Origin of the sequence: Bacillus bruguierae (assembly GCF_037104725.1) — a bacterium.
GTDB classification, from domain to species: domain Bacteria; phylum Bacillota; class Bacilli; order Bacillales; family Bacillaceae_G; genus Bacillus_A; species Bacillus_A bruguierae.
This window is the reverse complement of the sequence record NZ_JBAWSX010000018.1, coordinates 59,822-85,660: the sequence shown is the minus strand read 5'-3', so window position 1 is coordinate 85,660 and position 25,839 is coordinate 59,822. Positions and strand designations below refer to the sequence as shown.

Sequence of the window (25,839 nt, the reverse complement as noted above, 5' to 3'; positions counted from 1 at the left end):
ATGTAAAAGTCGTAGCAAGAGAATGTACAGGTCTTGCATGGGAATGGTGGAGAACAATTATTAATGAACAAAATGTTCCATTAACAAATGAAATGAAAGTTTCAATTGGAGGAACAACATTATACCCAAGTGCTAATATTAGTCATTAATTAAAAGTGGAAGCGCCCTGTTTATAGGGCGCTTTTTTACTTGGTCGCTGTAATGATAAGGTTTTGTAGTCCTTAGCGTACAATTTTCCCAGAATGATATGAGCGTATTGTATTCTTCTTCTTCAACTATCGAGCTAGATTGTTGAACAATACCTTATAAAAAATAAGATTTCTATGTAATAGCTTAGAAGAGATTGTGAAGGTTTTTCCTAAATTAACGTGTAGTTTAGTTTAAGAAGGAGTGATTCATTTCTATAACGAATTAGAGATAAAAAAGCAAGAAAATGTCAATGTAATCAATGGAGGACTATATATTAATAGAAAGGAAATTAGGAGATGGAAAAATCAATACAAAGTGAATTGATTGGAGTGTTTACCTTTAATGAGGCTTGTAAAGTATATGAGCAAAATAAGGGGAAAATACATTGGCAATTGGACATGAGAAATGAATATGTAGATGTTAATGAAATGATTAAAAGAGCAGAGAAGCTTTTTTTATGCAGAGAAGAATTTGATAAAAAGGCTAAAGTAGCCATAGCAGAGAAATTGATTGATTACAAAAATGATTTTTGGCCTGAGTATGACGAGAATGATGAACATTTAAATTGGGATGCTGTAGATGCAGGAGAATATGATGTAACTAAAGAAGAATTTGAAAAAGCAATTACTCTCTATGACATCGAAATTAGAGAAAATGATATATACTGTGAATATCATGATGGAGATTTATTTGGAGGACATAGGATACATGCTTGTTTTGATAATGATTACAAGTTATTAAGTGCAGAGGTGTAGTTTTAATTAGATAAAAGTTGCAAGAATAATGCGAGGTTACGTTAATTCACAACTTTTAAATTATATGTAACAAATACCATTCTCTATTATCTCTACGAAAAATAATAAAAACACATTGACATTCAGAAAATTTTGAATTAACATTTAATTATGGAGTGATAAGATCCATACGAGAAATGAGCCTTCTCTACATCCGATCTTCACTTTCTGATTTGCACATAGTTGAATAGAAAAACTGTCTATTATTATTGTACTTTAAGAGATTAAAGACACTCGTAATTTTAAGCCAGTTGTACGTTTCTACAATGTATATATTGTAGATGCGTATGACTGGCTTTTTAGTTTATCCAGACTAAGGAGGAAGATTTCAATGATCACGGAACAAAAAATGAACATGAAATTCGCAAAGAAATATGAGGGGTATGAAATTATGCCTCATCCAGAACATAAACGTTTGTATCATATTGTGTTAAATCAGCAATTGCTTGGGCAGTTTTTCGAAGAGGTCAAAGAACATTCTGAGCAATCATTGCAATACATTCCTTATTCCCGCTTTATTCTTGCTGATCAAATGAAAAAAATCTTTGGTACATCTTTTATGGAGAATGTTCGCGGGATTATTCATGACCGCGAAACGGGCGGATTTACAATTGGTGTCCAGGGTGAAACGACAGCGGCAGAAGACTATGTGAAATTTGCAACGGCATTAACGCATTTCATTGGCACGCCTAACTTTGACGCCATGACAGGAACGTACTATGCGAGATTTAACGTGAAAGATACAGACAGCAGCGATTCTTATCTGCGCCAAGCGTATCGATTATTTACGCTTCATACAGACGGAACATTTGTTGACGAACCGACAGATTGGCTGCTAATGATGAAAATAGAGGAAAAAAATGCAGTAGGCGGTGAATCACGTTTACTTCATTTAGATGATTGGGAAGAGCTTGATACATTTCGAAACCATCCACTAGCATCTGTCAAAATCACATACAAAGCACCTCCAAGTAAAAATGCCCAAGAAATCGTACACCGTGAAACATTTTTTGATGTAAATAATGCGCCGTGTATTTGCTTTATTGATCAATTTGCTTACCCTGATAACATTGAACAAGCAAACTATCTGAAAGAGCTATCACACTCAGTCGAAAACTCTCCAGCAACACATGCATTAAAATTACCAGTTGGTGATTTAGTTCTTTTAAATAACCTATTTTGGATGCACGGGCGAGCTCCTTTTGAGAAAAATAAAGATTTATACCGAGAGTTAATGCGCCAACGAGGCTGCTTTTCCAAATCATAATCTGCATGGCGGGTCTTGAAACAAGGCCTGCCTTTCATGATATACATAGATATTTTTTTAGGAGGGATAACAACATGTACGATTTTATCATTATCGGCGGAGGAATTGTCGGGCTGTCAACAGGGATGGCCTTAACGAAAAAATTCCCTCATGCCAAAATCGCAATCATTGAAAAAGAAAATGAACTTGCCCATCACCAAACGGGACATAATAGCGGTGTCATCCATTCCGGCATTTACTATAAACCAGGCAGCTTCAAAGCAAAATTTGCGAAAGAAGGAAATGCTGCAATGGTGCAGTTCTGTAAAGAAAACGGAATTGCCTATGACATGTGCGGAAAGGTCATTGTCGCGACAGAAAGAGAAGAACTTCCGCTCCTGCAGAACCTATATGAAAGAGGCCTGCAAAACGACCTAGACATTTCGAAAATTAGTCCAGAAGAATTATCCGAAATCGAGCCCCATGTTAAAGGACTAGGCGCAATTCGCGTTCCGTCTTGCGGCATTGCCGATTACAAAGGAGTCAGCTATGCATTTGCCCGCTTCATTGAGAAAAACGGTGGAGAAGTGCACCTAGGAACAAAAGCAAAGCATATCTCTGAAAAAAAGGACGTTGTTACAATCGAAACAAACCAAGGCGTATTTGTAACGAAATTTCTCATTAACTGCGCTGGCTTACACAGCGATCGAATCGCCAAAAAAGCAGGAATATTAACAGATATGAAAATCGTCCCATTTCGAGGCGAATATTACGAACTCATTCCAGAACGACGCCATCTCGTGAAACACTTAATCTATCCCGTACCCAATCCGGACTTTCCGTTCTTAGGTGTGCATTTTACAAGAATGATAAACGGAGACGTACACGCAGGCCCCAATGCCGTCTTAAGCTTCAAACGAGAAGGCTACACAAAAAAAGACTTTGACCTAAAAGACTTTATCGAAACCATGACTTACACCGGCTTTTGGAAAATGGCCATGCCAAACATGAAAGAAGGCATGAAAGAAATGATCCGCTCTTTCAGTAAACAATCTTTTCTCAAAAGCTTACAGCGTCTAATCCCAGAACTCACAGAGAAGGATATTGTTCCAACTCATGCGGGGGTAAGGGCGCAGGCGATTCTCTCTAACGGAAACATGGTAGATGACTTTTGTATTATTCCAGGTATCAACTCCATGCACATCTGCAATGCCCCGTCCCCAGCTGCAACAGCGAGCTTGAAAATTGGAGAGGCGATTGCTGAGCAGGTTCCGGATAGGGTGATTCCAGCGGGCTTATTTTGTGTAAAAGCTTAGTTAGAAGGAGGCTGTCCTTGAGGGATAGTCTCTTTTATGTGGTGAAATTTGTCGGAGGGTCCTTATTCTGTGTCCAATCGCCGATATATTTCAAAGAACGGTTGATATATTTTGAAAAGCGCCAATATATTGGTAAGAATGGTCGATATTGTTTTATTGGTTGATATGGAAGCTTAGATCCCAGGAATATATCTGATTATTATTCCAGTTGACTTTCCCCTTAGGGTAAAGTGTATAAAAGAATAGAACAAAGCATTTAGTCCGTATAAAAATATGAAGAATGGAGGTGGTCTCTTGCTATCGATTGGAGAATTTTCAAAGATATGCGAAGTATCGACAAAAACCCTTCGATATTATGATGAAATTGGATTAATTCATCCTGATGAGATTAACCCTGAAAATGGTTATAGGTATTATTCCATCAGGCAACTAAAAAAGATGCTCTTTATCAACCGTTTAAAATCCTATCATTTTTCTCTGGAAGAAATTAAGGTCATTTTGGAATTGGAAGAGGATCAGTCAGAAGAGAAACTGTTTTCTGCTCTTAATCGTAAAAGAAAGGAAATACAGGAAAAGCTAAATGCTTTTGCATATACCTTAAACCAAATGAGTAATGACATTCTCAATCTAGAGAAAGGCATACCAATTATGTCATACCTTGACAATATAGAAGTACAACTTGTTGAAACACAGCCAATGAATATCCTTTCTATGCGTCAGATGATGAGTAGTGATGACTATGCTGCGGGATATGGAAAATATTTTAACAGGCTATATGAAAAGATTGCTAGAGAAAAGCTCACTTTGCTTGGTATGCCAATGACTATTTATTACAACTCTGAATACAATCCTGCCGGCAATGATACGGAGTTTGCCGTCCCTATAGAAGAGGCTGTAAAAGGAACGAGAGATTTGCCAGGAGGCCTTTGTGCAAAGTCTGTTTTAAAGGGGGCATATCCAGAATTGACATCGGTATATGCTAACTTGATGGAATGGATTGAAAAGGAAGGATATGAATTGATACACCCGCCATATGAAGTATATGTAACCGACCCTAATCAAGCCGCCGTTCCTGAAGATATTGTGACAGAGGTGTATTTTCCAGTAAAGAAAAAATAGCAGCGGTCGCTAAATAAAACAGGAGGTATCTATCATGAAAAGAAATGACTTGCCACCTACAAAATGGCAAACTGCAGATCCGGCAACCTTGAGAATGAACCCTGAAAAACTTTCAGCGCTTGAATCTATGATAAAATCCGATCACAGCAATATAAACGGCATTGTTGTTGTGAGAAAAGGATATATTGCCTATGAAAAATATTATAATGGTTACGGTCCGGATGATACGCATCATGTGGCGTCTGTAACGAAAAGTATTATTTCTGCCCTTATTGGGATTGCTATAGATGCAGGATATATTCAAAATGTAGATCAGAAAGTGCTAGATTTTTTCCCTGAATATGTTTTCAATGCTGCCCAAAAGCAGGAAATCACCATACGCCACCTTCTCACCATGACAGCACCATATCCATTTGAGGACTGGCATGAACCATTAGACAAGTTGTGCCAACAACCAGACTGGGTAACATATACTCTCGATATGCTAGGCGAAAAAGGAAAACTTGGCGATTTTAAATATTCCACCGCAGGAGCACATCTGCTTTCAGCCATCATCACGCGTAGTACAGGAAAAAGCGCTCGTGAGTTTGCCAACGAACGCCTATTTAAACCTATCGGCATGAAAGAAATCCCAGATTATAAAATGAAATCATTTGGATTTGAAGACTTATTCGGGAAAAATGTGAAAGGGTGGGTGGAAGATCCAAACGGTAACTCCACTGGCGGATGGGGGCTTACGCTAACTCCCCGTGACATGGCCCGTTTTGGTCTTCTATATTTGAACGGTGGTATTTGGGACAACAATCAGGTTATTTCCAAGACATGGATTGACGAATCAACAATGATAAACCCAAATCATTACGGTTATTTATGGTGGGTACATGAAGAGGACGGGATTTTTGCGTACTTAGCACGGGGTGATGGTGGGAATGTTATTTGTTGTATTCCGGAAAAAGACCTCGTTGTGGCGATTGCATCAGAATTTATTGTTAACCCTCGTGATAGGTGGGAGTTGATTAAGGAATGTGTTATTCCGGGTGTGATAGATAACTACTAAGTCTAGCAAAATGGAGGCTATCCTTTAGGGATAGTCTCATTTGTATGACGAAATTTATTGGGAGATCTTTATTTCATGTCGAATCGCCAATATATTTCAAAGAACGGTCGATATATTTTGAAAAGCGCCGATATATTGGTAAAAGCGGTCGATATCGTTTTATTTATTTGTAAGGCAGCTTTGTAAGTAGAGGTGTTTTTCATCATATAATTCATGATTAAGAAATAAAATATCATTTTTATTGTAATTACCACTTATTGGTTGTTTTTAAGCTGTTTCCTGCTCATAATCATGGTCGATATTGTTTTATTTCACCATGATTAAATTCATGTTTATCATGCATTTTAATTGATTAATCATCGTCATCATCGTAAATGTGGGGTTATAGGGTATCCTGATGGGTCATACATATACTCGACGCATGCTTTTTCATCAGAAATAACAAGGTCTACATCATCACCATCACCAAAGGGCGAAGGTGGTACTTTCGTGTTAACGTGCCAAGCATAACCATCAAAACCATCGTAACGTTCATAAAAAGTTATTGACTCTCCGGTATTTGTATAAATCATTCCTTCTAAGTGATTTTCAACATTGTAATCTTGGGAAATTCGGATCAATCTATCTGTATTTAATTTAGTGTGTATATTGAGTATTTTATTTTTATTAACTCCTATTATTAAAAACGCAATGGCTTCTTTTTCATCAGAAATAACAATGAACTTATCAAAATCTTTAAAGTCTAGCTCAACAAGCCATGCGCAACCATCAATTGCAAAAAACTTATCATAAAACTGAACTGATTGGTTTATATCGTTATTTATTGTCCGCGGAAGGTAGTTTTTATTACGTTCATTCAAGTATTCTTGTGCAATATGTAATGCTTTCTTAGCAGATAGTTTTGCTCTATTACTCATCTAAACACCCCTTAAATATTTCAGAATTAGCAGGCGGCCATCCATATAGTGCCTTTTGTCCATTTCTGACCGAATAAATATAACGTTCAGTAACAGTAGTTATATTAGCCCTTGTGAACTTTGCTTTATTCTTCATAACTGTATTGTATACATGCTCTTCTCTTTATAAAAGGGTTTGTTTCAAGTAACTCTCTTTTCCTAATTCTAGTCATTGTTGTGGTAGAACAGTTCCTCCTGAACATCGTTTTAAAGAACGTGTTTGTTATTCTTGTGCTAGTAAGGAATTTAGATAAAATGAGGATAGATACATTCAACAATACATAATGGTGGTGCCAAATATGGACTATAATTTTGAGGTTTTATCACTTTTAGATCATTCATTTGAGTTTGAGAAGCTGCACAGTAAGTTGAATCGTTTCAATCCTTTTAAAATATTAAGGGTCGATAAATTTGAAATTCGTCATTCGAACATCATTTCTTGGCTACATGATCCAAATGGTAATCATAATTTGGGTGCTTTTTTTATAAGCAAGTTACTCTCTAAAGTATTTGTAAAGGCAGAGAATGAAAGGTTAATTGGTAAATATGACTTTATTAAGTTACATAGACAGGCGCTACATGATTTGGAAGTTCTTCGTGAAGTGCAGACAACGGATAATAAACGTATTGATATTTTAGCTGTATCAGAGTCGCAGAAAATCGTAATCTTGATTGAAAATAAATATAAGTCGTCAGAATCAGATGGGCAACTACAAAACTACTTAAAATTTGTTCATGATACATACGAAGGTTATACGATTGTCCCCATATTTTTAAGCTTGGATGGTATTGCTCCAAGTCATTCAGATTATTTTATTTTAGACTATGGAGATATATTAAACATATTAAAAGCATATTTAGAAATTAACAGTACCTATATTTGTAATTCGATTCAAGATTTTCTTTATTACTATTTAGATGTATTAGAAGGCGAACTGATTCGAGACGAAGAAGATGTTGAACTGGCAATGAATGTGTACAAAAAGCATAAAGAGGCAATTGACTTTCTGTTTGTGGGTAATTCAGGAAAGACATTAGGAAAGTCTGCCGTTAGTAAAATATCAAATATCATGGATCGTTTAACTTTAGAGGAACGTGAATCTTTCCGTAAAATATATACGGCTCATGCAGAAACGATTGATTTTGTATACGAAATAGGAAATAGTGTAATGAGAGAAGCATTCTTACAATTTGTTCATCAAAATGAAATCTCAAGTAATTGTTATCGTGAACATATTCGCATCCCTTCTTTTATTTTCCCTGAATGGAGACAGCTTGATAATGTTCTAGGAATACCAAAAGGGGACTGGTGGTTGAATAATGCTCTGATTATATGGTTTGAGAAAAAAGCAGAAGACCGGATGAAATTCATTATTGAAGTAGGTCCATTAGAGTATGAAAAAAGATTACAGCTATTAAACAAATTAGAAGAGAATGGGATACCTATTAAAGGAAAATCGAAAGAAGCTGGATCTATGTATACGAGAATCTATGCTGCAAATGAAGAAATTCACAATTGGACAGATAAAGATGAAATACTTCGTAAAATGAACAAAATGTATAACAGCAATAGTTTTAATAAAGTAATTTCATCAATAACTGAGGCGATAACAAGTATCGTATACGAGGAAGATATTGCGGAAACCGAAACCTTTGATTCTAGTCACATCCCAAGTGGTCAAGTTGACAAGGTTACCTTAGCTGCTGCATTTCAATTATTTGTTACACAACATAATCTACAAGAAGAATGCTATAACATTCATCATAGACTGCCATCGTTTATTATGCCAGAATTCCGGTTACTTGAAGAACAATTTGGAGTACCGCAATGGAATTGGTGGTTAAACAATTGCGTGATTATGTGGTTTGAACGCCTAAAAGACAATAGATTAAAGTTCATCATAGAAGTAGGCCCACTTGAATCTTATAAAAGAATCGCGTTACTTACAAAACTCGAAGATAAAGGAATGAAAATAAGCACACGGGCTAAAAATCCGGATGCATCTTATACAAGGATTTATACGAGTACAAGTAATGTTAGTGATTGGTCGGATACGAAAGAAGTATTAGAGAGTATGAATGAATTATTTGATAATGAGGGATGTCAGATTGTTATACAGAGTTTGGTGGAGATAGCGGGAGAGTAATGTTATTATGTATTCCAGCTATTTGTATGCTGGGTAAAAAATTGTAACATTGATGGTCTGAATTAAAAAACAAAGCCCTTATTAATGGAAGTTTCACTTTATAATAAGAGTTATACAGAACTGTAATCTAATGAATAAGAGCAAGTTAAGGTGAACAAAAAAATCAGATGAATTTAGAGGTGAAAAATGTCTTGGAATATTGGTGTAATGGCTGTTTATGCAGATGAAAACGAGATTGAAAATGTGATTCCAGATGTGTTTGAGTTAGGACAAACTGATGTATATTTTGAAGATATCTCATCTGTTTCTATGGGAAATAGTATTGGAGTAGGATATGCTAACAATTGGATTATTATCATTGATCCGTTAAGTAGGGTTTTAATGAACGATGCATACCCTCAAGAATTAGCAAAGAAGGGTTTTAAGGTAAAAAGTTTTTATATATCGGAGGATTTAATTTTCAGAAACTACTTTACAACATTTCTAGGCAAAGTAAAAGTTGATGAGTATTTGGGAATCGATTCAGGAATCAAGTATTTAAAAAATTATAAAATAATTCCAAGGGATGAATGGGGAGAGACACTCATTATCCAGATTCTTGAATTTGAAATTTTCAATAATAGATCTGCACATGATTTTAGTTTATCTATCTAATTAGGAATATTCTTGAATTGTACATTATAAGTGGATACTATATAAATACAAATTGAAAAATTGACATAAAACCCCTCTTTTTTTAGGTGGGCGAGAGCATGTGGCCATGCATAGAAGCGGTCAGTTCCTATTTCTGCCACATGCAAGGGTTAAAACAAAAGGAGAAAGCAAGAAGCGGTCATGGTGTATTCGGCATAGCAGCGACTTATATGGCGGAAAATTAAAATGGATATATATATCTGTAATTTTATGCGGTTAAAAGATGGTTTCGGTATTACACTGGGGCCATTTTTGATGTTTATTGAGTTATTTTTTTAATAAATAAACATAACGATAAAATAGTTGTGCTATAAAATTCAACAACTAGAATGGAACTAGATAAGTTTTCTGATAAGACATAATGACAAGGACGCTACTTAAAACAATGGACTAGAACTTTGGAATTCTATCATTTTTTTGTTTAACAGGTTACATAGTAAGTTAAATCGTGTTAATCCTTTTAAAATAGTGAGGGTAGATAAATTTGAAATTTACCATTCGACATAGAAGTAGGTCCACTTGAATCTTATAAAAGAATCGCGTTACTCACAAAACTTGAAAGCAAAGGCATGAAAATAAGTGCACGAGCTAAAAATCCAGATGCATCTTATACAAGAATTTATACGAGTACGAGTAATATTGGTGATTGGTCGGATACGAAGGAAGTATTAGAGAGTATGAATGTGTTGATTGGTGAAGTGGAATGCCAAGGTGTTGTAGAGTTATTGGTGGATATTGCAGGTGAATGAATGTCTTATTTTAGAATGGATGCTAAAGTAGAAAAATAGAGTAATGCTAATACTTATTTGCATTTTATGTTGTTAAAAAGCTATCTTTATGAGCGTTAGATTAAGAACATAATATAAAAAGATAAGCAATACTCCTTCTTATTTAACTGTACGCTGAATAAAAAGGAGTATTGTTTTTGTTTTAAGGAAAAGTTATTTGTTATCGTCATTAATAATACTAGCTATGTAAGTATTATTTAACCAATAACATTGTTTCGTGATTTTTTGTCCATCAGGGAGTGTTATTTTATCTGAACCGTCTTTAGCTTTTGGGCGTATGTGTGTAACGCCGTTGAAGTTGCTCTTTGGCAAATTATTTGTTTCGACCATTTTAGTGCCACGTTTCTGGTATTGAATTTGAATTCCTTCTTTTAATATCTTGTTAACTTCTTGCCATAGTTGTTTTATTTCGGTTTCTATCGTACGGACAGGCATGTTCCAAAGTTTGATTCCTTTTAAATAAAGTTCACGTTCTGGATTTTCCTTTTTTGTTTGTTTAAATTCAAAAACAACAAATAAAAACTTTGTTTCATAAAATCTTTCACGTAAATAACTTTCTTCCCATGTTTCATTCGTCCATTGATTAAAATCGATTGTCTCAAACGACATACTTTCTTTAGGGATACCGTTTGGTTCTAAACGAATTGTTTTAAATTGTATATTTGCTTTTGCAAACTCTTCAATATTATCAAGATGTGTTCCTTTAATACCTAGTAAAGAACTTACTAGTGATGGAACAAAACTTTTAGAGCCCGGTTTATAATCTACCGATAGTTTTTGAGCAATTTCTTTATCTGTCAGTCCTATGTACGGTGCAAATTTAGAGTATAGAATGTCTTCTAAAGACTTGCTTTTTAGTTCATTTGCATTTGTAAAACTTATAAGCTCCTCATTTTGAATGTACCTACGTACTAATGCTGTCATATAAGATGGCTTTAATGAAAAAGCTCGTTGCATCGCGGGTGTTTCGGAATAAGGTTGTGTGCGAAGAGAATTTTTATTCGATCCTTTTGTACAAGCACCTAAATAGTTTGTATCCCCTTCGGATAATTCATGGGCTTTTCCAGAGTGAATCTTAGTTACAATTGTTTCCCAATCTTGTTTAATTATTTCCAAATCAGCTTCAGGATATGTGAAAAGCAGGCTTTTTGTAATGTGGTAATCTTTACGATCTACATCCGCTACCCACTCATAAAACATAAGTAATAATTTTTCGTTCTTTTTCCAAAAGCTTGATGTTTCAAAGTGTGTATGAACTTCTTCCATATAGTTGATAATATTTAATACTAAACGTTCTTTGGCAGATAAAGTCCCGTTTTTATTGCGTTTAAATGGTGTAACTTTTAGCTCAATACCAAGATTTGCAAAGTCTGCTTCTGCATTTGAGTTTATTTCATATCCGAAAAAACTTTCTTCTACTACTTGACCAAGGCCACCTTTTGACTTAGCGTTTGCAAGCCTGTTAGTGGAGTCAATCTCGCCAAATGTTTTTCCCTCAGCTTCTTTTGCTTTCAACATTAATTCTTCTATTGTAGTGTATTCCATAGTAGAACTCCTCCTTGAATATATTGCTGTTTTGTATAGTGTGTAGAGACTGCAGTTACTTTGTGATTTTTCTTCGGAGAGTGAAAATATTACATATAAAGCTAGGATATAATAAAAGCTATTTTTCAATTTTATACAAATTCAATATGAATAACGTAAAAAGGAATTTCATTCCTACAAAAATTTTTGTTTGGGATCTTTTCAAGTAACTTTGTTTAGTTTATAATGTTTTAAGCAAAGTACTAGAGTGTTTTTATAGGCACAATGTAAGAAAAAGTTATAGAATTCTTTATTTGTATAATGTTGTAGTTGATCTTTTTCTTACTTTTTATTATAATGAAGCATAGGTAAATAAAATACCGAAAGGATGTTCGTGTATTTATGATGAAAGTAGTAGAACTTTTTGCGGGAGTAGGAGGTTTTAGGTTAGGTCTTGAAGCAAATGAAGACTTTGAGGTTCTTTGGGGAAATCAGTGGGAACCGTCTACTAAAGCACAACATGCATATAATTGTTATGCAACTCGCTTTGAAAATAAAGGAATACATGTAAATGAAGATATAGCTAAAGTTTGGCATGATGTACCTGAGCACGATTTGTTAGTAGGAGGTTTTCCTTGTCAGGACTATTCTGTAGCACGTACTTTATCGAACGAAAAAGGGATACAAGGAAAAAAAGGCGTTCTTTTTTGGGAAATTATGAACATTGTTAATAATCGCAAGCCTAAGTTTGTTTTATTAGAGAATGTGGACCGATTATTGAAATCACCTGCGAAACAAAGAGGTCGTGATTTTTCTATTATGTTAGCAAGCTTCCGAGATGCGGGTTATACGGTAGAGTGGCGAGTGATTAATGCTGCGGATTATGGATTTTCGCAAAGAAGAAGAAGAATATTTATTTTTGCTTATTTAAACGAATCGCATTTTACTTCTGCTCAAAATGGGACTGAATCGTTAGAAATCTTATATAAAAATGGATTTTTTGCACCAATATTTAATGTGCATGAAGCACCTTTAGAGAACAAAAAAAGAGGGCAATATACTTTGCCAAAAGATATTGTAGAAGTGTCGGATACGTTTAAAGCAGAATATTATAACGCTGGTATAATGAGGAATGGACAAGTATATACTGAAGAAGTTCTTCCAGTAACCGAAGCATCTGAAACATTAGGTGAAGTTGTTCAAAAAGCATATGATAACTTTGGACCAGCTGCTGAATCTTACTATTTAAAAACGGATAAGGTGAATAAAAAAGGTCGAACAGAGTTTGAAGAGCTTCAGTATTTGAAAGGTCCGAAAAAAGAAGAGAGAGTATCAAAAGCAACTGGGCATAAGTACTTTTATTCTGAGGGAGGAATGGCATTCCCAGATAATTTAGACAAGCCGGGTCGTACAATGTTAACTAGCGAAGGAACATGTAATAGAAGCTCTCATGTGATTGAAGATCCTTACACTAGACGTTTGAGATATCTGACTCCTGTAGAATGTGAATTGTTGAATGGGTTCCCTATGGATTGGACAAATACAGGTATGCCTCAAAGAAATAGATATTTCTGTATGGGTAATGCACTTGTTGTTGGATTGGTAGAACGAATGGGGAAACGGATTTTAGAAATCAATAAAGAAGAGGAAGAGAAGGGTGGTTGGGTACAACTAAGTTTACTTTAAGAATTTAGAATGTTTTTTTATAAAGAGAGTTGTACTTCCTATAAAATAGAAAGTTTTAAATAAATAGCTTGATTCTGTATCAAGACAGAATCAGGCTATTTGTATTTCTGAAGATTGGATGTAAGAGTGGGGACAGTAATGAGGAACAAATATAATTTTTAGTGTTTGAATATAATGGTATGCCATATAGTAATAAAAGTTATTGTTAATTGTATCCTTTTAATTTGGCGACCAAGAGGAAGTAATAGTCAAATGGGTAATTACTATTACACTCAACAAATATTAAAATGTTGAAAGCGACAATATAAGATAGACTGTTCTCACAGTTGAGTCATGTGGAGTGCTGTTCCCTGCTTGTAAGGAAAGATATAGAATTGAATGAAAAATAATAGATGTGGCAGTGAGTAATTAAAGAGGCTTTCTTTTGGAAAGCCTCTTTTGCTAAAAAAATTTTATAGATATAGCGATTTACATAGGAAACAAATTTGAATTTGAATGAATTACACGATTAGTTTAAAGTATGTTTTTTAACCGATTCGGGAGTAAATCACGGATAAACTCGTATAAGAAGGTGTACATTAAAGTGTACCTTTTTTAGGGTGAAAAATAAACCTTCAATCCAAGGCGATGTGATTGTGTCATTAAGGATGCGATTCAATTTGATATGAAAACGCAAGTGGATTGCCTAGTGTGAGATTGGAGATTTGTTTGGAAAATCAATCTTTAAATAGGAGTCATCTTAATATAACAAAGTCTACTTGGCACCTAGATTGAAAGAACAATAATTTACTAGAGACTTCCGAATCCTTTTTTATATATAAGCGCTAATATTTGAGGGACAAATTTATCCACTAAGTGATATTCCCCTTTTTTGTAAATTCCTTCGAATTGGGTGGATGCATCTCTTGGATTAATGAGTGTAACAAAACCAAGTCCATCTCCTTCTGTAAATACTTCGTTAGTATCCACAAATGAAAAAAGGTATCCAAATAACATTAAAAACATTCTTAATGTACCGTCTTGTTTCTTTATGTATCCAGACTAAAAGAAAAACAGACTAAGGCCTAAAACGAAAAGATATTTCTAAGGTAGTAATAGTGATCTATCTAGTAATTAAATCTTAGAGAACTCAGTTATTAGATTTTCTAAGGTTTTTGTTTTAGATTGATACCAATTTTGATAACATGATGTATTCTGAATAATTATTTTTTTAGAAAATAAAAATAAATTAACAATATTAAATTATCCTAATTATTAATTAGTGCATTAAATTTGTTATAATTAATAATTAGGATTTATGCTCGTTGAATACTTGCTGCTATTAAATAATTAATTGAGCGCTCCATTATTGATTATCGGATTAGGGGCACCAGAAACTTTCAAAATCAAACATGTTCAGCATCCTACAAAAAAATAATACTAAGATTAGTGAAGTGACTATTTTGGATGATTGGATAAATTTATTTTAAAAAGAACTGAGGTTAAATAATGCAAATGAAAATGGATAAACAGCAAGCTGAAGAATGGAAAAAAAGAACTTCGGGTGAATTATACATAGCTAATGAAGAACATTTTCGACACAGCGACTTATTTTTAGAGAACTATACTGATGTAAAAGGGGCCATTACGTCAGCTCTTAACGGAAAGGTAACTGAACAAAAGTTCAATTATGAGTTCAAAAAAACTAAAAAAAATCCCTATTATAAAGGAAGAATTGAAACTACTCCTCTAAATAAAGGGATTAGAAATAGATTTAAAAAATCAAAATTAAAATTTAAATATGAGGTTACATTTAAAGAAGGTGTTTTTTTTGATTCTTTACAAACAGGTGGATTTGATTTTGCCCACATTGATGATCAATATAATTTAGTTAATTTTAGAAATTTATGTTATGGTAGAAGGGCTGTTTTTGATGGGCAAGAGTTATGGAAAAAAGAACTAGATAAACGATCGCTTTGGCATGAATTATCAAAAAAGATGAATTTAGACACACCTATTGGTACGGATCTAGACTTTAAAAAACAAATTCCAACTATTCTTGGTGAAATTCAATTTGGTAACTGGAGTCTAGCTTATCGAGATATATTAAAAGTAATTCAAATTGAACGAGATGAAGATGTAGATTTATTTATTTATATAACTGCAACAGGAAACCTTGCTAATGCGATAAGTGATGGAACAGTAAATTTTGAAAAATCTAGGAATATATTTGAAGAGTTTAAAAGTGTTTTAAGTATGCCTATTTGGTTAATTGGTATAGATATAAAGTAAAAAGAAGATATTATGTGAATTGTTACAAAGTAATTAAAAATTAATAATAATGTTTAATAAATTCATTATAAAATTATTATATTCGTATTATAGGTAGTCCCTGTTTTAATTATAATTTGTTAAAAAATAGGGACTATGAGATCTCACTTAATTTTTGCGAAATATTATGTCTGTATTAAATCGAAATGTTCTTCTATAGGACCCTTTAATTTGAAATATTTAGGTTTATTACTATTTAAATCGTATACGCGATAAAGATAGAATTGCTCTGTAGATTCTCTTGGAAATTTTACTTCAGAGTTTGAAATGGGGAATCCTTTATTTACTGTTTCACTAGAACCCTTCACTTCTATATAAATCTCAGTTCCATCCATTTTGAAAGATTTGATACCATATCCAAGACCATCACCCTATGTTTCTGAAACATGTTCTACCTGTTCAGCCAAATCTGCACGATTAGCTGCTATTAGTTTTTCTTTTTCAATATTTAACGCCATTATTTCTGCGCATCATCAACAATTTTATTTCTCCTTTGTTTTCTCTCATAATTTCGATTTGTTGCACGTCGATCGCTTCTGTGGTTATTTGTCCGTTGTGAATTATCTTCTTGCCCTTGAGAAAAAGGTGGTTCAATTTCTATCAAAGTTTTATCTTCTATTGATATATTGTAATCACCTGTATCCGCTTCATCTAAAGGTGTGTTTGTCTCAGCATCACTATTATTAAAATAAATCTTGTATCCTAAAATTCTATTAGGTTCTTGTACTTCATCTTCAAAGGCTAAGATTTGTTCGCTTTCAATAATTTGTAAAGCTCTAGTGCCATTTCTCTCAAAATATTGGGTATATTTTCTAACCATATTGCTTCTTATGACAGGAGAGACTTTTAAAAAACTTGTTTTTGAGCGGATTGAATGGATGTATGGAAAAGACGATACACAACCTAAGTTGAACATTAAATACAAGTAAACGCACCATGTTCGTTATTTACGTAGTTTTGTTGTACGTAATAGAAATGTATACAAAAAAGAAATTAACAAGCTCGTTAGTACTGGGTGATTTAGGATGAAAAATGAAATTTATAACAAAGTGTAGTTTTAAATTGATATAATATGGTAAAAAATTTGTTTTGTTACTGCTGTTTAAGAGCAAGAGTCTTGAACGGAAAATAGAAAATTCATTATATAAATGGAATTGTAAAATTGTCTTTGGGGTTTAAAGGAGGGGTGGCTAGTGGATATAAATTCTTATCCTAGCTTGGAAACTTACGAAGCACGTGAAAATACAGGTTCGAGGTCTTCAAATAGGTTAGCTATGCAAATTAGTTTTGCTATGTGGAAGATTTTTGAATTATATCAAAACGAAGATTTTACTGTTGCCATGGATTGTATTGATGATGTGGTCATATTTAAAACATCAAACGAAAAACCAACCATTGTGACTTATCAATTGAATGCTTTGTTCTTTTGTATAAAGTAAATTGTTTTTCCCTGAATAAGCCGTGTCAGCGATAACTGTTTCAACTTCCATTCCTGTTACTTTACTTTTTTCAATCAGTTCTTGTAGATAATGTCCATCTGACTTTTCGCCTGTTGTAACGACTGCTGCTGTAATAATACGTTCATCACTAATTGCTAAATGTGTTTTATAACCAAAGAAAGAACTATCTGCTGTTTTATGTCCTACTCGTGCATCGGTGTCTGTTGAATAATTTAGATGTTCTTGCGTATCTTCTACAGCTTTTTTTAACACGTTCAATTTTTCCTTTACGATTGGTAGATGAGCGATTTGTGGTTCGTTTTCAATAATGGCAATTAATTTTTCACAGTAAGCTATTTCATCTTTTACCTCATTAGAAGTATTCTTCTTTGGAAATTTTTCTTTCATGGATTTATCGAATTGATACACTGCTTTGCGGGTATGTTTCGATTTCTCTTGTAAAAATTCTTTCGGTGATTTTTGGTTATAACGTGCTTTGGTATGTGTTGCGTCCACAATGATTGTTTTACTTTTGATAATGTTCTTTTCGAGTGCGATTTCAACTGTTTTTCCAATGAGCATATCTAATAAATTTACGTCCTGAAGACGAAGTCTACGGAATTTTGTGAGTGAACTTGAATCAATCACGTCATCTTCTGGCGCCATATCTAAAAAATACTTGAAAGACATGTCATATTTTGAACGTTCGACAAGGTCTACATCAGATATATCAAAAATGGTTTTTAACAATAAGTACTTAAACATTCGAATTGGAGGAATCGTATTTCTTCCATTATCTAAACAATATTTTGTTTTCAATTCCTCTAAAATGAATGAGAAATCCATCAGTTCGTTAATTTGACGAAGCATATTATCTTTTGGCACGACAATATCGTAAATGGCCATGTACGGACTTAACTTGAGAGTCGCTCTATTATAAATTAAAAAGGCGAGATATTCGACGATTGAATCGTCGAATATCTCGCCAAGTGGAACTAGAGGGAGTTTTTCAGTGCCCTCGTACAATACCGAGCTTATGCCCAGAAAGCTGCCTAATGAAATAATTTGTCTAACTTTTGGGGGTCATTTCATTTCAAGGATGGCTTTTTCATGTTCATGTAAACTTTGTGTTGTCATGATATAGGGACAATCGTAATTAAATAAAAAAGGACCCATCAACATTAATGAATCCCTGTGTTTGATTTGTTTAACTGAGTGGATCTTGATTCTATTGATCTATCTTAAACTAACTGGCAGATCGTACGTTTCTACTTTACCAGGACTTGAAGAAATATGCACCATACCAGTGTATTTTAAATCTTCAACGATTGCGTACTTTCTAGCCCCCATAGAATGTGTTACAGGGACATTTTCGAATGTAATTCTGCCGTCAGCACCTGTAAAGCCAGCCGCTATTAGATCACCCGACTCCTGCTCGATCACCACTATAATATTAGGTAAACCAACATTAATCGTTACCGTACCATAGTCAGGTTGGTTGTTATACATTTTTGTGTAGGGAATTTTTACGATGGATGGTGTGGATAGTCGTTGGATTACTTGAAGAACATAAACCATTCTTCTCAATTGTCCTATTTCTTTCTTCAATTCGTCTATTTGTTGAGGTATTTCTACTCGGTCGGGTACCAGTCTAAGGTAGGAATAGGGATAAAGAAATGAAGAGGGTCCGTAATAGGGGATCTGTCTGTAATTCAATGTATGTTCCTCCTTATCTAAATTTTAGTTTTCCCGATAGTATATTTGGCCATGTATACACTGGATGATTGTCTATGTATAATTAGGCGAATGCTTAACATACATCGCAAGGCTTATGGTGTTGAGAAGGTTTCATAGGCGTTATAAGCTTATTTTCGATAATTGGATTTAAAAATACTAGACATCATATAGGTTAAGACAAGGTCCATCAACTGATAGGAGAGCCCGAGATATTAGAATGACGTCACTGGATTACTTTCGTAAGGTAGCCAGCCATGAAGTTGGAGTCGATTATCATGTAGAAGCGATCAAGGTCAATGTTATAGCAATCGTTTCATACACTCTTAACTGGATTTATACGGAGTATTACAAGTGGGCAGGGTATGATTTTGATATCACATGTATTAGTGAAGACCAGGTATTCATTCCAAATCAAAGCATGCAATCTAACATCATCGACGTCGTGGATGAAATACTCGGACAATATATTGGAACCCTTGGATTGAATTCGCCAATCTTGTCCCAGTACGGTAAAACACCTGTACGTGATACATTATATCAACTCAAAGCTAATGAACTTGCTCGCAGTGAGAAGAATAATATGGAAATCCTCCGGCATTTTTACAACCGCAAATATAAACTATTAGAATTAAGAACAGCTACACCAATAGGGGGGATTTGAAACGTATCCCGGTCGTGACTTGAAAATTGATGATAGAGGACCATACATACAAGCTTTACAAAAACGGTTAAAAGCTCTTAATAGAAATTTTGGGACAATCCGGGTAATACAGCTCGTTGAAGACGGTGTGCGGTCTATTTTCTTAATAGGCTGGGTTAAAAATCACCTTCACGTTTTAAATAAAATCTCAATTTGTAAACGCAAACAATGCTAGTCATGTAACTACCACATAGGAAATATATCTATAAGATGTTTTGTTATGTTAACATTTAAATAAAAACAGGGGGGATTCTAAATGAAAGACATAGAGTTATATATTCCAGAACAATTAAAAAGCTATAAAGAGGATATTTTAAAATCATTAAAACCCACACTAAAAATGACAGGTAAAGTAGGGACTACAGAGTTATGGGGGAGTAAAATTGGTGGAGATCCTTATTTGCTAATTGGTGAGGAACTGCCTAAAAACAAACAAGGGGAGGCATTGCGTTTGCTGGCACAAATTAATTTTGAAGATGTGCCGCATATCGATAGCATGCCGACACAAGGCATCTTACAATTCTTTGTAGATGCTACAGATGATCTAGTTGGGGCGGATTTTGATAATCCTACAACCCAAGAAGGGTTTAGAGTTATATATCGTCAAGATATTATCAAAGACAAAAGCAAATTGGTTACTGAGTTTAACTATGATATTGGGGAAGATGAAGAAGAGTTCATTTCTCCTTTGGAAGCGGAACTTGTATTTGAAGAAAGATTACAGCCAGTTACAACTTGTGATTATCGATTCGGAAGTGAGTTCCTTGTGGGTTTTGAGGGAGAAAAAGAGGTACAAGACGGTGATAGAACGGTTGAGTTATGGGAGTTATACGTTGATCATATGAGTAATATAGGACATAGGATTGGTGGGTATCCGTTCTTTACACAGTATGATCCACGAGATGAGGGTAGCAAATATGATACGCTGCTTTTACAGATTGATACAGATGATGATTTAGGAATTATGTGGGGAGATTCAGGTGTTGCAAACTTTTTTATTAATAAAGATGACTTAGCTCGGTTAGACTTTTCAGATGTGTTATACAATTGGGATTGTTTCTAAGGATGGGAGAGTATGTTTGACGAGGTAGTGCATATTTTTAATACTTAATTTTTGTATTATTAGATGAGGGGAATATATTGGAAATTTAATTAGAATATGGGGTGAATCGTTTGTTTACAATAGAAAATTACACAAGTTCTTTAAAAAAGGGTCTTGAAGAACATTCCGATAATCTGATTCGAAATATAAAAGAGACAATTCATTTTAATTATTATAAGGGGATAGATTTATTGGATTTCACAGCTTTTGTTCAGGGGTTTGGAATGTCCATTGTAATGTATTCCATGGACGGGGGAGCAAGTGAAGTCTTTTATGAAGGGAGCGATAGCAGCATCTTTTCAGGTAGTCACGATTTAATAGAAGATATAGAATACTATGATGGAAAATCAGATGAATTTTGGGAGTTTTATGATCAAAATGGTGAGGAACTATCTAAAATTGAAACAGAAGCTATTGTGGAATGGTTTGCTGCGTGTTGGAATAAAGCAGGTGGTACAAGCGTTAAAATGCCTGCCTACTTTAGTTTTCATGATTATGATCCATGCTTTGATTTACATAACAGTAAATGGATTACTGATGGAGACAAATGGTTCGATTAAATCCTAGAACTTGATAGGGTTATTTGTAGTATGTTCTTTACATAAAGTGGGTATAATTCTGTCAATCTACCACTATCTTTCTATCTAAGATTTCGGTTGTATTGAATGATCTTTTCTGAGTTAACATAACTTCACTTATTAACAGTTCTGAGTATGTAGAAACCTAAAAACGTCCCTTCAAATTAATCTAAAGGGACGTTTGCTCATACAAATGATCTGCATAACAATTCATCTTTGCAATACAGATCATTTGTATGATAATTTTTATAAATAATTGCGGAATAATGAACTTACATAAATGCTTTTAAAAGTTCTTGAACTAATGGAATTACTCCACCTAAGAATGATAAAACTGCCATTGCGATTGCCATAATATTTCCTCCTCTTTCGTAGGTGCTAAGATGTGGTTAATCCTTATGCTTTTATTATAGTAAGCGCTTACAATTTTATCAATACTTTTTAATATGCAATATTGCATATTTGGGTACGATGAACGAAATATCAAATGATACACATCAATACAATTGTAGCAAATATTATTTTTTGTGTAACTTTATATATATTGGGCCTATTCCGATAAATTTCTTTATATACATTAAAGAGGATGTTCCACACGGAAGATGGCTTATATAGTATTACACTTCATGTTAAAGGCAAAGTAAAAGAACCCTGCACAAAACAGGATTCTTTTACTAGGTATTCTGTTGGCAAATGATTTCACCACAAGAATTGAGTCTGAACCACTTGATTCCTATTTTTATGCTATAACTAGAAAATAGAATTGCGCAATACATATATGTATGAGGAGTAAACCTTTATTTACAGTTTTTATTGTTTTTACAATACATTCAATTGGATTTCTGATTACTTTTCGGCTTCCTTACCAAACAAAATATGCTAATGATGAGTAAAATAAGAGGGATTCCCTGAATCATAAAGAATCCAATGGAAAATTCGGTAAGACCGCTTCCAGGAGCATCTGTTGCCATTGTACCAAGAAACATTGCGACAGGAAACGCACATATATTCAATATTAAACTAGCACAAAGAAAAAATATTTTCCAAAACACTAAAATAATCCCCCTAGTAAACGAAATGAAGTGATATATATTTATAATATCATATATGAAGAGAAAGGTATGAATTTTCAAACATTTATTTCTTGCACATCAATAATGTCAATAAACTTAAAAGTCATTTTATGATAAAATGCGTCTGTACATATTACAGAGTTGTTCAAAGGATCTATGCCAACTACAGTTATATAGTTTGTAAGTAGATGACCATCCTCATAATAAGTAATTAATATTTCTTCTTCTGAAAGGAATGAGCATAATAACTTGTTTTCAATTCTCTCTTTCGCCTCTTTTGTTAATACTGGTCGTGATATTTTCGTTTTTTCTTCAATAATTTTGCGGATTCCAGTAAATTGTTCTGGTATTGCAGAAAACGGACTCCATTTCACCATTTTCCTATCTTTTGGCATATTTGCGTTATTCATGTTTTATTTCCTCCTAATCATGTGTTTCTAACATGTTGTGTAGTCCCTTGCATGTAACTTACACCTCTCAGAATCGAATTTTTACCATCCACTGTAATTGTTAATATATTTGCTGTTTGTTTCATATCTAGAGAACAATTGTTAATAGAATATCGGTGAAAATCTTATTGTAGAGCTAATCTTGTTATGGAATTCGAACATCTCATATATGTTTCCGCGGTTGGAGTGGCAGCTTGGTAATAGAGAATAGTCATACAAAGTAATCACTCCTATGAATTGGAACGTTTGTTCTTATTATATACGAACTTATGTTCTTTTGAAAGGGGAATTTCATTTATTTTCCGTTTGACAATACATAAAAGTAGATTTAGTCATGTTATTGATCTTAGCAAATGCATAAAAAGAAAGAGCATATTTCAAAATATGCTCTTACACTATTAATACAAATGATTTATTTTACTAACTTATATCATGCGTTCACACCAAATAACAAATGTAAAAAGTGCTTTAGATTTATTCCTCGGGATACCGTTTTTTTACAAGTTCTTCGATGTTATTACTTTGTTTGATTTCTTCTGATGATAACCAGGATTTATATCTTGTTCCATCCTTGTTGGTTAAACATATGGTAAATTCTTTATTGTATAGTTCCTCTTTAAGGATAGTGGTCACCTTTGTCAAATCCTCAATTAAAGGGGGATCGTTTTTAAATTCCGTACTACTAATAACTAAATTCACTTTATACCCCGGACACTCCCCATCTTTCGGATGTGAACAAGTAATATCTTTAAATACAAAACGGTCGCTTTGAACTTCTTTTAATCTGTCTACTACTTTTGTTTGGGTTTGAATCAAATATGTCCAATAACTGTCTAAAGTGTTTTTCATTTTTAGGAGCAGTTCTTCTTTCGTTATAACTTTTTGCACATTATAAAAAGGGAAACCTATATCTTCACCATTATAATCCTTAATTTTAAGTTCTGTTATCTTCTTATTACTCTTCTGAATGAGTTGGAATAGAGCATATAAACGATCTAATTCTGCCGATTCAAATTGACTATAATCCATCTTGTTACTTGTTTTTAAAGTTAATAACAACTCATCAGTTGGTTTTCCTCCCTTATTATCATATTCAAGTGTATACTGAAGAGCATTTTCTTTTTCAAATTCCTCGTAGCCTAACTTTTTAATCTCTCTTAAAATTGGTTTGAATTTCTTATATTCCTCATATGTATTTTTTCCATATTGGTATTCATCACCTTGGATTGTTGAATAGAAGATACCATCTACCTCTACTCGAAATTGCATATTTTTGTTGTTTTTTGCTTGAACAGTATGATATGTATGTCCCATATCCCCTGCATCTATAGCGCCCCTAGCGCCCCAATTTGTTACAACAACATCGATGCCATGTTTTTTCTTTATATATTTTTTTATCTGATCTTCATTTTTATAATTACAACCACTTAAAAATAAGAAACATACCACTAACAACATTATATTTTTCATTCTCTTCATATAACCCCTTATACCCCTTCCTTACGTAAGAAATGATCCCTAGTTGTGCAGCAAATTCAAAGTCATCTTTTCTGTATATTTTTTCAAAAAGAATAGCGTTTTTGACTCGTTATGGGTATAGATTTATCATTTTCGTTCATACATGGTTCTGCTCACGAAAAATGTAATAGAACAAATAGCAGTCAGCCCCATATATGGCATCATCTCAATAGTAAATATGTTCGTTGTATTTGCCCCTAGTACAATCCAAAATACAAATACAATTCCTGTGCCTAGAAGGATGTATAGTAGTAAAGAAATGCTAAAATGTAGTTTATTAGGTAAAATGATATATCTAAATAATAACTCTCCGAGAACACACCCAAGTAAAATTATAGGAACTCCAATATACAAAACAACAACTGTCATTTGCATAGCATTAATAAAGCTATGAATAAAAGCATTAACATAATCTTCTTCTCTCCAAATATCTTGATTATAGTACAGTTGAAGTATATTCATTGAAACTAATAGACTTAATATAGTATATACGAATGCCACTAAAAATTTTTTCAATCATAATCACCTCTTTTTTTAGGTAGTAAAAACGTGGTCCCTTCATATTCTATTCCTACAAGAAATCACAATGTGCGATCCAATCATTTGTTTTACTATTTTTGGCAAAGTAAATACCGCCGCCATGAATAATCCCAAACTTTGCTTTTGGATCTTCTGTTATTTGAAAAATAAATTCATAATCCGCAGGCCATTGGATACCTGATTGAGCAAAGCAAGCATAGCCTCCTAATTTGTGTATATAACGATTTTCTTCAAACATATCCTCGTAGTAGTCAATTCCAATTGTGTTTTCAAGTTCAAAAATTCTATCTTGCATGTTATTAGGGAAATCATCCGTATCCCATTTTGGAAACTCATCGGTTACTAATTTTGGTATTAAAGGAAAAGGTTTTAAATTTGGAAACGTAAGTGACATTTCATTTGGTACTAATTCCTCTAAAGAATCATATTCTCTAATACAAAAATTTCCTGATAAGTTGGACAAATCTTTATCATAGTTTGGAGAAAGAAATACTGCGATGACTTTCATATCTTTTAATGCTTCTGGAACAAAAGGTATTTGAGTTAAATTAAGCATCATGATCGCATACATTTTGTCTTGATAACGGTCGATTGGGTACGTTTCATTTGGCAATGAATAAGGAATCTTTCCAATCCAACTTTCATTTATAGATAAATCGGGTCTTTTTCCACCTGTTTGAAAGATAGTTGCTTTTTTTCTTAGGATATTTTTAATATTATCTATTTCCAAAGTATTTCTCCTCCTGAATGTATATGTAGTTGTTTCTTTTGAATGGTAATTATATTGTAACAATAGTGGATGTTTTTATAACAACTTTTGGCCCAGTTACTTCACCAATAAGTTGGTTTTTCTAGCAAGATTTCAACTTTGTATACAA

At 33.6% G+C, this 25,839-nt stretch carries 24 protein-coding genes and 5 pseudogenes; 16 read left to right on the top strand and 13 right to left on the bottom strand.

Annotation, left to right across the window (positions count from 1 at the left end):
* From WAZ07_RS22175 to WAZ07_RS22150, 6 genes are all read left to right on the top strand, one after another.
* On the top strand, positions 1-149 hold a 149-nt coding region (locus WAZ07_RS22175; protein WP_336472375.1), incomplete at its 5' end, for a thiol-activated cytolysin C-terminal domain-containing protein.
* A gap of 336 nt (positions 150-485) precedes the next feature.
* Positions 486-944 (top strand): DUF2262 domain-containing protein, encoded by a 459-nt coding sequence (locus WAZ07_RS22170; protein WP_336474178.1) that lies wholly within the window; start codon positions 486-488, stop codon positions 942-944.
* A gap of 364 nt (positions 945-1,308) precedes the next feature.
* A complete protein-coding gene (gene glaH, locus WAZ07_RS22165) occupies positions 1,309-2,250 on the top strand; it encodes a glutarate dioxygenase GlaH (protein WP_336474182.1) in 942 nt (313 codons plus the stop codon).
* Between the two features lie 74 nt (positions 2,251-2,324).
* Positions 2,325-3,545, top strand: coding sequence for an L-2-hydroxyglutarate oxidase (gene lhgO, locus WAZ07_RS22160; RefSeq protein WP_336474177.1), 1,221 nt, complete (start codon positions 2,325-2,327; stop codon positions 3,543-3,545).
* A 294-nt stretch (positions 3,546-3,839) separates the two neighbouring features.
* Positions 3,840-4,664, top strand: coding sequence for a MerR family transcriptional regulator (locus WAZ07_RS22155; RefSeq protein WP_336474176.1), 825 nt, complete (start codon positions 3,840-3,842; stop codon positions 4,662-4,664).
* A gap of 34 nt (positions 4,665-4,698) precedes the next feature.
* Positions 4,699-5,721, top strand: coding sequence for a serine hydrolase domain-containing protein (locus tag WAZ07_RS22150; RefSeq protein WP_336474175.1), 1,023 nt, complete (start codon positions 4,699-4,701; stop codon positions 5,719-5,721).
* Between the two features lie 365 nt (positions 5,722-6,086).
* Here WAZ07_RS22150 and WAZ07_RS22145 read toward each other — a convergent pair whose 3' ends face one another.
* Positions 6,087-6,638 carry a hypothetical protein gene (locus WAZ07_RS22145; RefSeq protein WP_336474174.1) on the bottom strand — a complete coding sequence of 184 codons (552 nt, stop codon included), beginning with the start codon at positions 6,636-6,638 and terminating at the stop codon, positions 6,087-6,089.
* A pseudogene (locus WAZ07_RS22140) lies at positions 6,631-6,789 on the bottom strand (zincin-like metallopeptidase toxin domain-containing protein); the annotation flags it as partial. The pseudogene WAZ07_RS22140 and the gene WAZ07_RS22145, both read right to left, overlap by 8 nt.
* Before the next feature lie 187 nt (positions 6,790-6,976).
* On the opposite strand from WAZ07_RS22140, the gene WAZ07_RS22135 reads away from it, so the two are divergent.
* The 4 genes from WAZ07_RS22135 to WAZ07_RS22120 all read left to right on the top strand — a co-directional run bounded on the left by WAZ07_RS22135 (position 6,977) and on the right by WAZ07_RS22120 (position 10,266).
* The gene (locus WAZ07_RS22135) at positions 6,977-8,824 is read left to right on the top strand and encodes a PDDEXK-like family protein (protein ID WP_336474173.1); all 1,848 of its coding nucleotides are present in this window, start codon (positions 6,977-6,979) and stop codon (positions 8,822-8,824) included.
* Between the two features lie 186 nt (positions 8,825-9,010).
* Positions 9,011-9,478, top strand: coding sequence for a hypothetical protein (locus WAZ07_RS22130; RefSeq protein WP_336474172.1), 468 nt, complete (start codon positions 9,011-9,013; stop codon positions 9,476-9,478).
* A gap of 98 nt (positions 9,479-9,576) precedes the next feature.
* Positions 9,577-9,702 carry a hypothetical protein gene (locus tag WAZ07_RS22125; protein WP_336474171.1) on the top strand — a complete coding sequence of 42 codons (126 nt, stop codon included), beginning with the start codon at positions 9,577-9,579 and terminating at the stop codon, positions 9,700-9,702.
* Between the two features lie 384 nt (positions 9,703-10,086).
* Positions 10,087-10,266, top strand: a complete 180-nt coding sequence (locus WAZ07_RS22120; protein WP_336474170.1) for a hypothetical protein — start codon at positions 10,087-10,089, stop codon at positions 10,264-10,266.
* A 192-nt stretch (positions 10,267-10,458) separates the two neighbouring features.
* On the opposite strand, the gene WAZ07_RS22115 is transcribed toward WAZ07_RS22120, so the two are convergent.
* Positions 10,459-11,850, bottom strand: a complete 1,392-nt coding sequence (locus tag WAZ07_RS22115) for a Sau3AI family type II restriction endonuclease (RefSeq protein WP_336474169.1) — start codon at positions 11,848-11,850, stop codon at positions 10,459-10,461.
* 381 nt (positions 11,851-12,231) lie between these two features.
* Between WAZ07_RS22115 and dcm the strand changes: the two genes are divergently transcribed.
* Positions 12,232-13,515, top strand: a complete 1,284-nt coding sequence (dcm, locus tag WAZ07_RS22110; protein ID WP_336474168.1) for a DNA (cytosine-5-)-methyltransferase — start codon at positions 12,232-12,234, stop codon at positions 13,513-13,515.
* 789 nt (positions 13,516-14,304) lie between these two features.
* Here the strand turns inward: dcm and WAZ07_RS22105 are convergent.
* On the bottom strand, positions 14,305-14,511 hold the full coding sequence (locus tag WAZ07_RS22105; RefSeq protein ID WP_336474167.1) for a hypothetical protein: 207 nt from the start codon (positions 14,509-14,511) through the stop codon (positions 14,305-14,307).
* A gap of 492 nt (positions 14,512-15,003) precedes the next feature.
* Here WAZ07_RS22105 and WAZ07_RS22100 point away from each other — a divergent pair, with 492 nt between their 5' ends.
* Positions 15,004-15,786: a BglII/BstYI family type II restriction endonuclease gene (locus tag WAZ07_RS22100; RefSeq protein WP_336474166.1), complete on the top strand. Its 783-nt coding sequence runs from the start codon at positions 15,004-15,006 to the stop codon at positions 15,784-15,786.
* A gap of 164 nt (positions 15,787-15,950) precedes the next feature.
* Here the strand turns inward: WAZ07_RS22100 and WAZ07_RS26335 are convergent.
* Both WAZ07_RS26335 and WAZ07_RS22095 read right to left on the bottom strand, forming a co-directional pair.
* Positions 15,951-16,181, bottom strand: a pseudogene (locus WAZ07_RS26335) (protein NO VEIN domain-containing protein); the annotation flags it as partial.
* A 101-nt stretch (positions 16,182-16,282) separates the two neighbouring features.
* On the bottom strand, positions 16,283-16,645 hold the full coding sequence (locus tag WAZ07_RS22095; protein WP_336474165.1) for a hypothetical protein: 363 nt from the start codon (positions 16,643-16,645) through the stop codon (positions 16,283-16,285).
* A gap of 373 nt (positions 16,646-17,018) precedes the next feature.
* On the opposite strand from WAZ07_RS22095, the pseudogene WAZ07_RS22090 reads away from it, so the two are divergent.
* Positions 17,019-17,237 (top strand): annotated as a pseudogene (locus WAZ07_RS22090) (Lamassu anti-phage system protein LmuA); the annotation flags it as partial.
* On the opposite strand, the pseudogene WAZ07_RS22085 reads toward WAZ07_RS22090, so the two are convergent.
* Both WAZ07_RS22085 and WAZ07_RS22080 read right to left on the bottom strand, forming a co-directional pair.
* A pseudogene (locus WAZ07_RS22085) lies at positions 17,226-18,170 on the bottom strand (transposase); the annotation flags it as partial. The pseudogenes WAZ07_RS22090 and WAZ07_RS22085 overlap by 12 nt on opposite strands.
* Positions 18,171-18,500: 330 nt before the next feature.
* The gene (locus WAZ07_RS22080; protein ID WP_336474164.1) at positions 18,501-18,980 is read right to left on the bottom strand and encodes a hypothetical protein; all 480 of its coding nucleotides are present in this window, start codon (positions 18,978-18,980) and stop codon (positions 18,501-18,503) included.
* Positions 18,981-19,218: 238 nt separating this feature from the next.
* Here WAZ07_RS22080 and WAZ07_RS22075 point away from each other — a divergent pair, with 238 nt between their 5' ends.
* The 3 genes from WAZ07_RS22075 to WAZ07_RS22065 all read left to right on the top strand — a co-directional run bounded on the left by WAZ07_RS22075 (position 19,219) and on the right by WAZ07_RS22065 (position 21,363).
* Positions 19,219-19,662 (top strand): SpoIID/LytB domain-containing protein, encoded by a 444-nt coding sequence (locus WAZ07_RS22075; protein WP_336474163.1) that lies wholly within the window; start codon positions 19,219-19,221, stop codon positions 19,660-19,662.
* A gap of 295 nt (positions 19,663-19,957) precedes the next feature.
* Positions 19,958-20,764 carry a YwqG family protein gene (locus WAZ07_RS22070; protein ID WP_336474162.1) on the top strand — a complete coding sequence of 269 codons (807 nt, stop codon included), beginning with the start codon at positions 19,958-19,960 and terminating at the stop codon, positions 20,762-20,764.
* Between the two features lie 110 nt (positions 20,765-20,874).
* Positions 20,875-21,363 (top strand): hypothetical protein, encoded by a 489-nt coding sequence (locus WAZ07_RS22065; protein ID WP_336474161.1) that lies wholly within the window; start codon positions 20,875-20,877, stop codon positions 21,361-21,363.
* Positions 21,364-21,653: 290 nt separating this feature from the next.
* Here the strand turns inward: WAZ07_RS22065 and WAZ07_RS22060 are convergent.
* From WAZ07_RS22060 to WAZ07_RS22040, 5 genes and pseudogenes are all read right to left on the bottom strand, one after another.
* Positions 21,654-21,841, bottom strand: a pseudogene (locus tag WAZ07_RS22060) (hypothetical protein).
* A gap of 669 nt (positions 21,842-22,510) precedes the next feature.
* Complete coding sequence (locus WAZ07_RS22055) at positions 22,511-22,864, bottom strand: YolD-like family protein (protein WP_336474160.1); 354 nt, start codon at positions 22,862-22,864, stop codon at positions 22,511-22,513.
* 513 nt (positions 22,865-23,377) lie between these two features.
* The gene (locus WAZ07_RS22050) at positions 23,378-24,382 is read right to left on the bottom strand and encodes a hypothetical protein (protein ID WP_336474159.1); all 1,005 of its coding nucleotides are present in this window, start codon (positions 24,380-24,382) and stop codon (positions 23,378-23,380) included.
* 126 nt (positions 24,383-24,508) lie between these two features.
* Positions 24,509-24,937 (bottom strand): hypothetical protein, encoded by a 429-nt coding sequence (locus tag WAZ07_RS22045; RefSeq protein ID WP_336474158.1) that lies wholly within the window; start codon positions 24,935-24,937, stop codon positions 24,509-24,511.
* Between the two features lie 55 nt (positions 24,938-24,992).
* A complete protein-coding gene (locus WAZ07_RS22040) occupies positions 24,993-25,691 on the bottom strand; it encodes a DUF1963 domain-containing protein (protein WP_336474157.1) in 699 nt (232 codons plus the stop codon).
* Positions 25,692-25,839: the final 148 nt, after the last annotated feature.

What these genes read in the sequence shown, in the direction of transcription:
- WAZ07_RS22170 (WP_336474178.1), top strand. Translation starts at nt 486, where the DNA reads ATGGAAAAATCAATACAAAGTGAATTGATTGGAGTGTTTACCTTTAAT.
- lhgO (WP_336474177.1), top strand. Translation starts at nt 2,325, where the DNA reads ATGTACGATTTTATCATTATCGGCGGAGGAATTGTCGGGCTGTCAACA.
- WAZ07_RS22150 (WP_336474175.1), top strand. Translation starts at nt 4,699, where the DNA reads ATGAAAAGAAATGACTTGCCACCTACAAAATGGCAAACTGCAGATCCG.
- WAZ07_RS22145 (WP_336474174.1), bottom strand. Translation starts at nt 6,638, where the DNA reads ATGAGTAATAGAGCAAAACTATCTGCTAAGAAAGCATTACATATTGCA.
- WAZ07_RS22135 (WP_336474173.1), top strand. Translation starts at nt 6,977, where the DNA reads ATGGACTATAATTTTGAGGTTTTATCACTTTTAGATCATTCATTTGAG.
- WAZ07_RS22130 (WP_336474172.1), top strand. Translation starts at nt 9,011, where the DNA reads ATGTCTTGGAATATTGGTGTAATGGCTGTTTATGCAGATGAAAACGAG.
- WAZ07_RS22125 (WP_336474171.1), top strand. Translation starts at nt 9,577, where the DNA reads ATGTGGCCATGCATAGAAGCGGTCAGTTCCTATTTCTGCCACATGCAA.
- WAZ07_RS22120 (WP_336474170.1), top strand. Translation starts at nt 10,087, where the DNA reads ATGAAAATAAGTGCACGAGCTAAAAATCCAGATGCATCTTATACAAGA.
- WAZ07_RS22115 (WP_336474169.1), bottom strand. Translation starts at nt 11,850, where the DNA reads ATGGAATACACTACAATAGAAGAATTAATGTTGAAAGCAAAAGAAGCT.
- dcm (WP_336474168.1), top strand. Translation starts at nt 12,232, where the DNA reads ATGATGAAAGTAGTAGAACTTTTTGCGGGAGTAGGAGGTTTTAGGTTA.
- WAZ07_RS22105 (WP_336474167.1), bottom strand. Translation starts at nt 14,511, where the DNA reads ATGTTATTTGGATACCTTTTTTCATTTGTGGATACTAACGAAGTATTT.
- WAZ07_RS22100 (WP_336474166.1), top strand. Translation starts at nt 15,004, where the DNA reads ATGCAAATGAAAATGGATAAACAGCAAGCTGAAGAATGGAAAAAAAGA.
- WAZ07_RS22095 (WP_336474165.1), bottom strand. Translation starts at nt 16,645, where the DNA reads ATGGTTAGAAAATATACCCAATATTTTGAGAGAAATGGCACTAGAGCT.
- WAZ07_RS22075 (WP_336474163.1), top strand. Translation starts at nt 19,219, where the DNA reads ATGACGTCACTGGATTACTTTCGTAAGGTAGCCAGCCATGAAGTTGGA.
- WAZ07_RS22070 (WP_336474162.1), top strand. Translation starts at nt 19,958, where the DNA reads ATGAAAGACATAGAGTTATATATTCCAGAACAATTAAAAAGCTATAAA.
- WAZ07_RS22055 (WP_336474160.1), bottom strand. Translation starts at nt 22,864, where the DNA reads ATGAATAACGCAAATATGCCAAAAGATAGGAAAATGGTGAAATGGAGT.
- WAZ07_RS22050 (WP_336474159.1), bottom strand. Translation starts at nt 24,382, where the DNA reads ATGAAGAGAATGAAAAATATAATGTTGTTAGTGGTATGTTTCTTATTT.